Annotated in this window: 8 protein-coding genes; 4 read left to right on the top strand and 4 right to left on the bottom strand. The window is 69.5% G+C overall.

Translation table 11 applies throughout. The features are described 5' to 3' along the window. Positions 1–233: 233 nt before the first annotated feature. From AC069H_RS07185 to AC069H_RS07170, 4 genes are all read right to left on the bottom strand, one after another. Complete coding sequence (locus tag AC069H_RS07185; protein WP_478231659.1) at positions 234–1,175, bottom strand: NADP-dependent oxidoreductase; 942 nt, start codon at positions 1,173–1,175, stop codon at positions 234–236. A gap of 222 nt (positions 1,176–1,397) precedes the next feature. Beyond that, on the bottom strand, positions 1,398–2,354 hold the full coding sequence (locus AC069H_RS07180; protein ID WP_478231658.1) for an ankyrin repeat domain-containing protein: 957 nt from the start codon (positions 2,352–2,354) through the stop codon (positions 1,398–1,400). Then, positions 2,338–3,174 (bottom strand): TIGR03620 family F420-dependent LLM class oxidoreductase, encoded by an 837-nt coding sequence (locus AC069H_RS07175; RefSeq protein WP_478231657.1) that lies wholly within the window; start codon positions 3,172–3,174, stop codon positions 2,338–2,340. Before AC069H_RS07175 ends, AC069H_RS07180 begins: the two co-directional genes overlap by 17 nt. Further along, the gene (locus AC069H_RS07170; protein WP_478231656.1) at positions 3,171–4,079 is read right to left on the bottom strand and encodes a TIGR03620 family F420-dependent LLM class oxidoreductase; all 909 of its coding nucleotides are present in this window, start codon (positions 4,077–4,079) and stop codon (positions 3,171–3,173) included. Before AC069H_RS07170 ends, AC069H_RS07175 begins: the two co-directional genes overlap by 4 nt. A 97-nt stretch (positions 4,080–4,176) precedes the next feature. On the opposite strand from AC069H_RS07170, the gene AC069H_RS07165 reads away from it, so the two are divergent. The 4 genes from AC069H_RS07165 to AC069H_RS07150 all read left to right on the top strand — a co-directional run bounded on the left by AC069H_RS07165 (position 4,177) and on the right by AC069H_RS07150 (position 11,431). Further along, entirely contained in the window at positions 4,177–4,743 is a 567-nt protein-coding gene (locus AC069H_RS07165; RefSeq protein WP_478230795.1) for a TetR/AcrR family transcriptional regulator, read from the top strand. A 101-nt stretch (positions 4,744–4,844) separates the two neighbouring features. Beyond that, positions 4,845–6,443 (top strand): phosphoglycerate dehydrogenase, encoded by a 1,599-nt coding sequence (gene serA / locus AC069H_RS07160; RefSeq protein WP_478230794.1) that lies wholly within the window; start codon positions 4,845–4,847, stop codon positions 6,441–6,443. A 303-nt stretch (positions 6,444–6,746) separates the two neighbouring features. Beyond that, positions 6,747–10,151 carry a S8 family peptidase gene (locus AC069H_RS07155; RefSeq protein ID WP_478231655.1) on the top strand — a complete coding sequence of 1,135 codons (3,405 nt, stop codon included), beginning with the start codon at positions 6,747–6,749 and terminating at the stop codon, positions 10,149–10,151. 236 nt (positions 10,152–10,387) lie between these two features. Continuing rightward, positions 10,388–11,431 carry a 3-isopropylmalate dehydrogenase gene (locus AC069H_RS07150; RefSeq protein ID WP_007031599.1) on the top strand — a complete coding sequence of 348 codons (1,044 nt, stop codon included), beginning with the start codon at positions 10,388–10,390 and terminating at the stop codon, positions 11,429–11,431. Positions 11,432–11,603: the final 172 nt, after the last annotated feature.

The raw sequence follows: 11,603 nt of genomic DNA, 5'->3' as shown, positions 1-11,603 counted from the left end.
GGAAGAAAGAGTTGCTTCCAAGGGCCTTGGGAAGAGAAGGGTCCGGAGCTGGTTGGTGGGGGGGGGTTTTGGGGTTCCAAACCAAAACCCCCCCCCACGACCACCCCGGCCGCAGGCCGGCCCTTCACGGCACAAGCTCGGCCGCGTCACCTTTGAGTCATAGAGGGCTCGACGCTGGGCCCAGGGACACCGAACGAGCCACCTTTGACCTACCCCGGAGCGTTTCGCGGCCCTCAGTCCGCGACGGACAGCACGACCTTTCCCGTGGTCTTCCCCGCGGCGACCAGTTCTTGGGCCTTCGCGGCTTCTTCCAGCGGAAACACCGTGTCGATGGTCGGCTTGAGGTGCCCGCTGTCGACGAGTTCGGCCAGCGCGAGCAGTCCGGTGCGGTCCGGCTCGGCGAGGGTGAACCCTGCGGTGACTCCGGCGGCATCGGCCAGTTCCGGCAGCCGCTCGTCGTTCGTGCGGGTGAGCTGGACGAGCCTGCCGCCGCGGCGAAGCGTCTTGAGTGACCGAGGCCCGTACTCCAGGCCGATCGTGTCGAGGACGACGTCGACGTCGCGGACCTCCTCGGCGAAGTCCGTCGTGCGGTAGTCGATGAGCTCGTCCGCGCCGAGACCGCGGAGGAACTCGTGCTTGGCCGCGCCGGCCGTCCCGATCACGTACGCGCCGCGTGTCTTGGCGATCTGGACCGCGAGATGCCCGACCCCACCCGCCGCCGCGTGGACCAGAACCCGTTGCCCCGGCTGGATGTCCGCCGTGTCGACGAGGCTCTGCCAGACGGTCAGCCCGGCGAGCGGGACCGCGGCCGCGTGCACGTGGTCCAAAGTGGACGGTTTACGTGCGAAGTGGCGGCTCGGCGCGGCGACGTACTCGGAGTACGCGCCGGCCTGGAACGGGAACGACGGCATGCCGAAGACCTCGTCGCCGGGGGAGAACAGGGACGCGCCCGCGCCGACCTCCTCGACCACACCGGACACGTCCCAGCCGAGGATGAACGGCGGATCGCCCATCGGGCCGATGCCGCCGGTCTCGCGGGTCTTCCAGTCGATCGGGTTGACACCGGCGGCGTGCACCCGGACCAGGATCTGGGTCGGGCCGGGGACGGGTCTCTCGATGTCGACGAGTTCGAGGACTTCGGGGCCGCCGAGACGGTTTTGACTGATCGCTCGCATGGGTCCATTGTTCGGCGAGTGTCGTACTTTGGGCGAGGTTCAGACGGGCCAGGAGGCGTCAGGATCGGGACAGCCTCGACGACGGCGCAAGTGCTGGTTCGTGCGATGAAGGGGCCTTTCATAGCAAAATTTGCTATGAAAGGCCCCTTCATCGCACGAGGCGGGGTCGGTCGGTGAGGCCGGTCGGGCCCCTTCGCGACGCATGCATGCGGGATCCCGCGCTCAGGCGTCCCGCAGCACCGCCAGGATCTCCGTCTGCCCGAAGTGCTCGGCCCACCCCAAGGCCGACGACGCGTACAGCGAGTCCTCGAGCGAAGGATCCGCCCCCACTTCCAGCAGAGCCCGCACCGCGTCCACATGCCCTCCCTGCACGGCCAGGTGCAACGCCGTGACACCTTCACCGTGCGAAAGCCCGCCGAAGGTGCCCTGGCGGTTCACCGAGGCGCCGAGCTCCGCCAAAGTCCTGATCGCCGAAGGCTTCCCCTGAGCGGCGGCCCAGGTCAGCGCCGTGCCGCGGTAGACGTCGGCGTCCACATCGGCACCTCGTGCCACCAGGGTCCGCGCCGCGTCGGACCGGTCGTTCCGCGCGGCCCACGCGAGCGCCTCGTCGACGACCTCGGCCGGATCGTCGCTCGGCCGCCATTCCGGGAAACCGCTGTGCGGCCGGTGGAACTCGCGATGCGCGCCCGCCGCGGGGGAGAGCGTGCCGCCCGGCGCGAGCAACTCGTCGAGCAGATCGGCCCGGCCGAGTCCCGCCGCCACCCGGAGATTGCCGGGGGAGAGGCTGCGCGAAGCCAGCAGTTCCGCCGCCTCGCGATGGCCCCAGAACAGCGCGACCACCAGCGGTGTCCCGCCGTCGCCGCGGGCGGGAACGTCGACCGGCGCGCCCGCGTCGAGCAGCATCGTGACCAGCGGCGGCAGCCCGGCGTACCCGGCCTGGTGCAACGCCGTCCAGCCGTGGACGTTGGCCGACGCCGGATCGGCGCCGTGATCGAGCAGGATCCGGCACAGCCGCTCGTCGCAGGTCGCGGCGGCCATGCCGAGCAGGTCGTTCCCGTTCTTCCCGTGTGCGTGGACGAGGGTGGGCAGGCCACCGATCAGGCGCGCGAGCCCGGCGAGATCTCGCGCGTCGATCAGTTCCCGTGCCTTCTCGAAGGCGAGTTCAGCCGGTGACGTCACGCTCCCGCACGCTACCCCCGACCCCCGACAGAACCCGCCATTCGGCCAGCGGGATCCGGTCGCCCTCGGTCAGCACCTGCAGGCAGACGTGATCCGCGCCCGCGTCCAGATGCGCCCGCACCCGGGCGTCGATCTCGTCCTCACCGACGGCGACCAGCGCGTCTACGAGCTTGTCGGAGCCGTAGTCCTCCTCGGTGAACCCGAACCGCCGCAGATTCGCCCGATGGTGGGCGGCCAGGTCCAGGTACATCGACACGTGCCGCCGTGCGATCTCCCGGTCCGATCCGAGGACGACGGCCTGCTCGACGGCGAGGAAGGCCGAAGGTCCCATGGCCTTCCGCGCCAGCGCCGTGTGCTCGACAGGGACGAAGTACGAATGCGCCCCATCAGTGCGTTCCGCGGCCAAGGCGAGCATCTTCGGCCCCAGTGCGGCCAGTAGCCGCCGACGAGGGGAGTCCGGTGTGGACAGATCGGTCTTGTCCATTTCGTCGAGATAGCCGCGCATCGCCTCCAGCGGTTTCGCGCCCGGCAGATGACCGCCCAGCCCGAGGGTGAACCTGCCCGGATAGGCCTCCGCGAGGGTCCGTTCGGCGGCGGCCGCGGCGACGGGCGCCCGGTGGGAGAACCGCGCGATACCGGTGGCGACGGTCAGCCGGGACGTCGCCGCCAGCAGCAGCCCTGCCTGGGTGAACGCCTCCCGCCCCAGGTACTCCCCGAACCACAGCGTGTCGAAGCCGAGTTCTTCGACCTCCGCCGCCGCCTCGCGGACCTCGCCGATTTCCTTGCCGTCGAACGAGAATGTCCAGATCCCGACGCTCATCGGGTCACCTCCGCCAGTGCCGGGGCGAGCCGTTCCAGCTGGTCCACCATGGACTGAAGATCGTCCCCGGCGGGATGGACGAGCACGGTGTCCGCGCCGGCGTCCACGAGTTCCTTGATCCGCCCGGCGATCCGCTCTTCGCCGCCCCACGCGGTCAGCCCGTCCACGAGCCGGTCGCTGACGTCGTCGATGTCGGCGTCGGTGTAGCCGAGCCGCTTCCAGCCCTTGAAATAGTGCGGGACGCCGTACTGCTTCATCAGCCCGATATCCCTCGCCACGCTCTCCCTCGCCTGCTCACGGTCGCCGAGCAGGATCGAATGGGTGGGGATGAGCAGCTTGTCCCGGCCGAGGATCTCGCGGGAGTACGGCGTGTGCTCGAAGGGCTGGGCGAACGGGTGCGCGCCGTCCGTCAGCTCCCGCGCGAGTTCGAGCATCTTCGGCCCGACGGCGGCGAGGACGCGCGGAAACGGTACCGGCGCAGGGAATTCCTCCGCCGCCGCGGACATGGCCGTGAGGTAGTCACAGGTCTGTTCGAGCGGCCGGTAGTCCGAGCCCGCCTTCGCCGCCTGATACGAGTGCCCGATCCCGACGCCGAGCACGAACCGGCCCGGGAAGGCCTGCGCGAGCGTCCGCCCGCCGCTGTGGGCGGTGTACGCGGGCCGCGACCAGATGTTCGCGATCCCGGTGCCGACCACCACCCGTTCGGTGGCGGCCAGCGTGATGGCGCTGTACGCGAACAGCTCCCGGTTCCCCGGCCCCTCGCCGCCCCACACGGTGCGGTAGCCCAGCTCTTCGAGCCGTCGTATCGCCCGCCGTTCCTCGTCCGGGGTCGGCGTGAACATGCCGACCGGCAGCCAGACACCCACCGGGCCCAGCCGCTCCCGGGTTTCGTCGATCAACGTCATTACGTGTCTCCCCAGCTAACATGAGGCAGCCTCCGCTTACGCCGTCCGACTATACGGAGGCTGCCTCCGATTTGTCGAGACTAGGCTCGGGAGCGCGATGGTCACCGAGAAGAAGCCGCTGCGGGCGGACGCCCGGCGCAACTACGAGCGCCTCCTCGAAGAGGCGAGGCGCGCCTTCGCCGCGCACGGGGTCGAGGCGTCGCTGGAAGAGATCGCGCGCCGGGCCGGTGTCGGCATCGGGACGCTCTACCGGCATTTCCCGACGCGGGAGGCTCTGGTCGAGACGGTGCTTCGCGAGGGCTACGACGCGCAGGCCGCGGTGGCCCGCGACCTTCTCGACTCCCCGGATCCGGTGGAAGCGCTCAAGGCCTGGTTCGCCGGAATGGGTGAGCAGGCGGCGCGGTATCGCGGACTGCCCGAACTGATGGTCGACGTCCTCGACGACGAGACCTCGCCGTTGTATGCCTCATGTCACGCGATGCGGGACCAGGTGTCCCACCTGGTGGAAAGGGCGAAGGCTTCGGGAGAGCTCCGGGCGGACGTCACAGTGCACGAATTGCTGGTGCTGCTGCACGCGCTTTCCTGGGCCAGTGAACACCTTTCGGGTGACAAGGGCCTCGAACGCCTCCTCGATCTCGTTTTCGCCGGATTACGGGCGAGTTAACAATCCCCTGTCACCAGGTCTAAACTGCGGCGCAACCGGGCACAACGGCGTGACCGTCAACAGTGAGTCGCAGGCACAGACCAGATAGTGGGAGCCGTATCGTGACCAAGCCGAACAAGCCCGTCGTCCTCATCGCCGAGAAGCTCGCGCCCTCCGTGTTGAGCGTCTTCTCCGACGAGGTCGAGGTCCAGCATGTGGACGGCACGGACCGCCCCGCGCTGCTCGAGGCCGTGAAGACGGCGGACGCGCTGCTCGTGCGGTCCGCGACGAAGGTCGACGCCGAGGTCCTCGGCGCCACCACCTCGCTCAAGGTCGTCGCCCGCGCCGGCGTCGGGCTGGACAACGTCGAGGTCCCCGCCGCCACCGAACGCGGTGTCCTGGTGGTCAACGCGCCGACGTCGAACATCGTCTCCGCCGCCGAACACGCCGTCGCCCTGCTGCTCGCCGTCGCCCGCCGAGTCCCGGCCGCGGACCAGAGCCTCCAGGGTGGCGCGTGGAAGCGCAGCGCCTACTCGGGCGTCGAGATCCAGGGCAAGACCATCGGTGTGGTCGGCCTCGGCAAGATCGGCCAGCTGTTCGCGCAGCGGCTCGCCGCGTTCGACACCAAGCTCATCGCCTACGACCCCTACGTCTCGGCCGCCCGCGCCGCGCAGCTCGGCATCGAGCTGGTCACGCTGGACGAGCTGCTGGAGCGCGCCGACGCGATCTCCATCCACCTGCCGAAGACCCCGGAGACCAAGGGCCTGATCGGCGCCGAGGCGCTGAAGAAGACCAAGCAGGGCGTCATCATCGTCAACGCCGCGCGCGGTGGCCTGATCGACGAGCAGGCGCTGGCGGACGCGGTCAGCTCCGGCCACGTCGGCGGCGCCGGTATCGACGTGTTCGTCACCGAGCCCACCACCGAAAGCCCGCTGTTCGGCCTGCCGAACGTCGTCGTCACCCCGCACCTTGGCGCCTCGACCGCCGAGGCGCAGGACCGTGCGGGCACCGACGTCGCGAAGTCCGTGCTGCTCGCGCTGCGCGGCGACTTCGTGCCGGACGCGGTGAACGTCGCGGGCGGCGGCACGGTCGGCGAGCACGTCCGGCCGTACCTCTCGCTCACCCAGAAGCTCGGCACCGTGCTGACCGCGCTGAACCCGAAGGCCCCGGCCTCGGTCACCGTCGTGGTCAAGGGCGAGCTGTCCACCGAGGATGTCAGCGTGCTGCCGCTCGCGGCCGAGCGCGGCGTGTTCTCCGGCGTCGTCGAAGACCAGGTCACCTTCGTGAACGCGCCGCGCGTGGCCGAAGAGCTGGGGGTCCAGGTCGATCTGGTCACCGAGACCGAAAGCCCCAAGTTCCGCAGCCTGGTCACCGTCCGCGCGGTCCACGCCGACGGCACGACCCTTTCGGTGTCCGGTTCGGTCACCGGCAAGGACGAGGTCGAGAAGCTGGTCGAGGTCAACGGCCGCCACTTCGATCTGCGCGCCGAGGGCAACGTGCTGCTGCTCGAATACCCGGACCGCCCGGGCATCATGGGCCGCGTCGGCACGCTGCTCGGCGAGGCGGGCCTCAACATCGAGGCCGCGCAGATCAGCCAGACCACCGACGGCGCGGACGCGGTCATGCTGCTGCGCGTGGACCGTTCCATCGACTCGCACCTGCTGGAGCCGATCGGCGCCACCGTGGGTGCGCACACCATCCGCGCGGTCAACTTCGGCTGACCTCCAAGTACAGGAAGGCCCCTTCCTTGCGTCAGACGCAAGGAAGGGGCCTTCCCGTACTTCTTCGCAATTAGTCGACTAACTGTGGTTGTTGTGTGTGCGGGGTTCGCGAGAACGCAGAGCAAGATTCAATAACGGTGAAAAATGCCTACTGAAGTCGGGCTGGTCCCCGGATAGGTTCTTCCGGCGAGGCCGAACCATCGCGTCGTCAAGGGCACGGCGCGGCGCCGGGGCTCACCGTCGGGGGTGTGTTCGAGCGGCAGGCAGGTTCCGAGTCAAGGCCTCGAGTGAGGGCACGTACTCATGAACAGATCCCGCGTACCCCGATGGGCGATCCGCTCGTCGACCGCGGTCTTCGCCGCGTTGCTCGTGACGTCCGTGACCGGGGCGTCCGCGGCCGCGCAGGATGTCCCCCTCGCGGACGGCGTCACGCCGGCGAAGATCGACCGTAACGGATTCCAGGGGAAGGTCGAGCCGAAGCTCAAGGCCGCCCAAGGCAAGATCACCGCCTTCGTCGAGCTGGCCAAGCAGCCCGCCGTCGACGCCTTCAACGCCGAGCAGAACAAGGGCGCAGGCAAGGAACAGGCGAAGAAGGCCGCGAAGGACGCCAAAGCCGACGCCGCCGCGACGGTGAACTCCGTCGTCGGGCAGCTCAAGGCCGCCGACGCCGGCACCCAGCTGGTCACGCAGACCGCCAACGCGGTCGCCGGCGCGGTCGTCACCGCCGACGCCGCGAAGATCCGCGAGCTGGCGAAGCGGCCGGACGTCGTTTCGGTCAAGAAGGTCGTGCCGAAGACCCGCACCAACTCCAGCGCGGTCCAGCTGACCAACACGCTCGCCTCCTGGCAGCAGACCGGCCGCTACGGCGACGGCATCCGCGTCGGCGTGATCGACGACGGCATCGACTACACCCACGCCACCTTCGGCGGTCCGGGCACGGCCGAGGCCTACAAGGCGATCAACCGCGACCAGGCCACCCCCGCCTTCCCGACCGACAAGGTCGTCGGCGGTATCGACCTGGTCGGCGACGCCTACGACTCGGGCAGCGACGACCCGGCCCTCAACACCCCGAAGCCGGACCCCAACCCGATCTCGTGCGGCCACCACGGCACGCACGTCGCGGGCACGGTCGCCGGATTCGGTGTGGACGAAGCGGGCAAGACCTTCACGGGCGACTACAAGAAGCTGAACAAGAAGAAGATCGAGGCGATGCAGATCGGCCCGGGCACCGCGCCCAAGGCCCTGCTGTACGCGATCAAGGTCTTCGGCTGCGACGGCTCGACCAACGTCACCTCGCAGGCGCTCGACTGGTCGCTCGACCCGGACGGTGACGGCGACTTCACCGACCACCTCGACGTGGTCAACCTTTCGCTGGGCGGCGACTTCGCCACCCCGGACGACCCGGACTCGCTGTTCGTGCGCAAGATCGCCGCGAACAACGTCGTGCCGGTGTTCTCCGCGGGCAACGGCGGCGACCTCAACGACGTCGGCGGCGCGCCGGGCAACACGCCCGAGGCGCTGACCGTCGCCAGCAGCCGTGACGCGTCCGTCCTGCGCGACGCCGTCGAAGCCGTCGCTCCCGACGGCGTGAAGGGCGCGAAGACCGGGCAGTTCAGCCAGAACTACGCGACCTACGACACGCTCGACGTCACCGCGCCGGTGGTCACGCTGTCGGCCGACAACGTCGCCGGCTGCAAGCCGTACTCCGAAGCCGACAAGGCCAAGGCCGCGGGCAAGATCGTGTTCCTCGAATGGGACGACAACGACGCGACCCGCGCCTGCGGTTCGGTCGCCCGGTCGAACAACGCGCAGGCCGCCGGTGCCAAGGGCGCGCTGTTCTCGTCCACGCTGGAGCACTTCACGGCGGGCATCGCGGGCAACGCGGCCACGCCGACGTTCCAGCTGACCGGCAGCGCGACCGCTTCGCTCCGGCCCGCGGTGGCCGCGGGAACGCTGCAGGTCCGCATGACCGGCAAGGGCCGCGTGTCCGTGCCGACCACCGACAAGTCCATTGTGGACACCCCGAGCTCGTTCACCTCGCGTGGCGGGCGTGGTCCGGCCGTCAAGCCGGACGTCGCGGCGCCCGGTGACTCGATCGCGTCCGCGCTGAGCGGGAGCGGGGCCGGTCGCCTGGTCATCTCCGGCACTTCGATGGCGGCTCCGCACACCTCGGGTATCACCGCCCTGATCCGTCAGGCGCACCCGGACTGGTCGGTCGAGGAGGTCAAGGCCTCGGTCATCAACACCGCCGGCCACGACATCCGCGACGCGTCGGGCCGCGTCTACGGGCCGCAGCGCGTCGGCAGCGGCCGGATCGACGCGAAGGCCGCGCTGGACAACCAGGTCCTGGCCTACGTCGTCGACAACCCCGGCTTCGTCTCGGTCAACTTCGGCGTCGTCGAAGCGGGCGGGCCGGTCACCCTGACCAAGACGGTCAAGGTGGTCAACAAGGGCATCAAGCCGGTCGAGTACTCGGTGGGCTACGAAGCCGTGAACGCGCTTCCCGGTGTCGAGTACACAGTGGACAAGCCGACGGTGAAGCTGAGCCCTCGCGGTATCGCGCTGGTCAAGGTGACCCTGAAGATCGCCGACCCCAAGGCGCTCCGCAAGGTCATCGACCCGACCATGGCGACCACGCAGGTCGGCCTCGCCCGGCAGTTCGTGGCGGACGCCTCCGGCCGGATCGCGTTCACCCCGAAGAGCGGCACGACCGTTCCGCTGCGGCTTTCGGTGTACTCCGCGCCGAAGCCGGTCTCGTCCATCAACACCCCGGGCAACGTCAACTTCGGCGCCGGCCAGACCCAGGCCGTGCTGAACCTGACCGGCAAGGGCGTGGACCAGGGCACCGGTGCGCAGCGGTACCGCTCGCTGATCAGCGTGCTCGAGCTTCAGGCGGAATCCCCGCAGCTGCCCGAGTGCGACGGCGACGTCACCACCGACTGCACCCTGAACCAGACCGCCAAGGGCGCCGACCTGCGCTACATCGGCGCCGCGTCGACGGCTCCGCTGGCCAAGGCGCAGGGTGAGCCGGAGAACGCGTTGCTGGCCTTCGGTCTCACCACCTGGAGCGACCTGGCCAACCTGGGCAGCAACACCTCGCCGTTCGTGGACATCGACACCACGGGTGACGGACAGCCGGACTTCGAAACCTATGTGACCAAGGTGACGTCCACCGATGTCCTGGTGGCGGTCACCGTGGCGCTGAAGCCGGGCTTCCCGCAGGTGGACATCCAGCCGATCAACGGCCAGCTCGGCGACGTCGACACGAACGTGTACGACACCAACGTCGTCGTGCTGCCGGTGAGCATCGCGGCGCTGGGCATCGACCCGAACGCCGCGTCGCACAAGATCAGCTACACGGTCGGGACCTCCGGGTTCTACGCGGCGCCGGGCGCGGACTCGTCGACCATCGACTACGTCGGCACGCCGCTTTCGTTCGACGCCTTGGCTCCCGCGTACACCGTCCAGGGCGGCGGCGACTCCGCGCTGGGCTACGTCGCGAAGCCGGGCACGGCGCTGGTGGTCAACCGCAACGCGGCCGCGCAGGACACCGTGCTGGGCCTGCTGGCGATCGAGCACCACAACGCCTCGGGCAACCGGGCGAACGTGGTGAAGATCCAGGCGAACAACGGCAACGGCGACACGGGTGTCGACCGGCCGGGCAACGGCGGGCGGCACACCGGACGTCAGCCGATCGGTGTGGGCTGACGCGGTAGTGCGGTAGTCCGCGTTCGATGAGGTGAGGGACGCCCTGGCGGCATGCTTTCCGCCAGGGCGTCCCTTCTTGTTTTCACCCTTTCGGCTGTCTCGCTCTGTGGGAGATTCCGGCATAAGGGTGGTGCGGCTACGGCTACCGGGCTACGGCCGGTAACCTTCCGCTGCTGGCGTTTTCTTGCGGATGGGCCATCCGGACTGCCGGTGGCCTGGTCTACGGAGGTGTGTGGATGCGGCTCGCGGTGATCCCAGGAGACGGGATCGGGCCCGAAGTGGTCTCCGAGGCGCTCAAGGTGCTCGGTGAGGTCGTACCGACTGCGGAGATCACGAACTACGACCTCGGCGCCGCCCGGTGGCACTCCACCGGCGAGCTGCTCCCGGAGTCGGTACTCGGTGAACTCCGTCAGCACGACGCGATCCTGCTGGGCGCGGTGGGCGACCCGACGGTGCCGAGCGGCATTCTGGAGCGCGGGCTGTTGCTGCGCCTCCGGTTCGAGCTCGACCACCACGTGAACCTGCGCCCCGCCCGGTTGTACCCGGGGGTGCGCGGACCGCTCGCGGAAGCGGGCGAGATCGACATGGTCGTCGTGCGTGAAGGCACCGAAGGCCCGTACGCGGGCAACGGTGGCTTGCTGCGCAAGGACACCGAGAACGAGATCGCGACGGAGGTCAGCGTCAACACGGCGTTCGGCGTCCGGCGTGTGGTGACCGACGCGTTCAACCGGGCCGAGGCGCGGCCCCGCAAGCACCTGACGCTCCTGCACAAGACGAACGTGCTGGAGTACGCGGGTTCGCTGTGGTCGCGGATCGTCGAAGAGGTCTCGCTGGAGCACCCGGAGGTGACCGTCGCGTACTCCCATGTGGACGCCGCGACCATCCACCTGGTGACCGACCCGTCCCGCTTCGACGTCGTGGTGACGGACAACCTGTTCGGCGACATCATCACCGACCTGGCGGCGGCCGTGACCGGCGGCATCGGGCTGGCGGCGAGCGGGAACCTCGACATCACCCGGCGGAACCCGAGCATGTTCGAGCCGGTGCACGGCAGCGCGCCGGACATCGCGGGCCAGGGTCTCGCCGACCCGACCGCCGCGGTGCTGTCGGTGTCGCTGCTGCTGGACCACTTGGGACAGAAGGAAGCGGCGCGGCGGATCGAGGCCTCGGTGGCCTTCGACCTCGCGACCCGCGACCAGGCGTCGCCCGGTGCGACGCACGCCATCGGTGACCGGCTGGCGGCACTGGTGTCGTCGAACGTGCGCCCGGTCACTCAGTAGGTCTTTTGCTGAAGGGGCTCTTCGCCGCATCTCACGCGGTGAAGGGCCCCTTCGTCGCATCCAAGGGGCTTGGTTGCGCGGGTCGTGGGGGGGGGGTTGGGGTTTCCCCCCAACCCCCCCCCCCCCCCCCCACGGCCCCATCCTTGCCTGGGTCCCTTTCCTACCACAAGAA

This window comes from Amycolatopsis sp. NPDC043887 (assembly GCF_056435665.1).
This window is presented reverse-complemented; position numbering and strand designations above follow the sequence as displayed.

Coding starts and splice junctions, on each gene's coding strand:
- AC069H_RS07185 (WP_478231659.1), bottom strand. CDS start 1,175: ATGCGAGCGATCAGTCAAAACCGTCTCGGCGGCCCCGAAGTCCTCGAA.
- AC069H_RS07155 (WP_478231655.1), top strand. CDS start 6,747: ATGAACAGATCCCGCGTACCCCGATGGGCGATCCGCTCGTCGACCGCG.
- AC069H_RS07175 (WP_478231657.1), bottom strand. CDS start 3,174: ATGAGCGTCGGGATCTGGACATTCTCGTTCGACGGCAAGGAAATCGGC.
- AC069H_RS07150 (WP_007031599.1), top strand. CDS start 10,388: ATGCGGCTCGCGGTGATCCCAGGAGACGGGATCGGGCCCGAAGTGGTC.
- AC069H_RS07165 (WP_478230795.1), top strand. CDS start 4,177: ATGGTCACCGAGAAGAAGCCGCTGCGGGCGGACGCCCGGCGCAACTAC.
- AC069H_RS07170 (WP_478231656.1), bottom strand. CDS start 4,079: ATGACGTTGATCGACGAAACCCGGGAGCGGCTGGGCCCGGTGGGTGTC.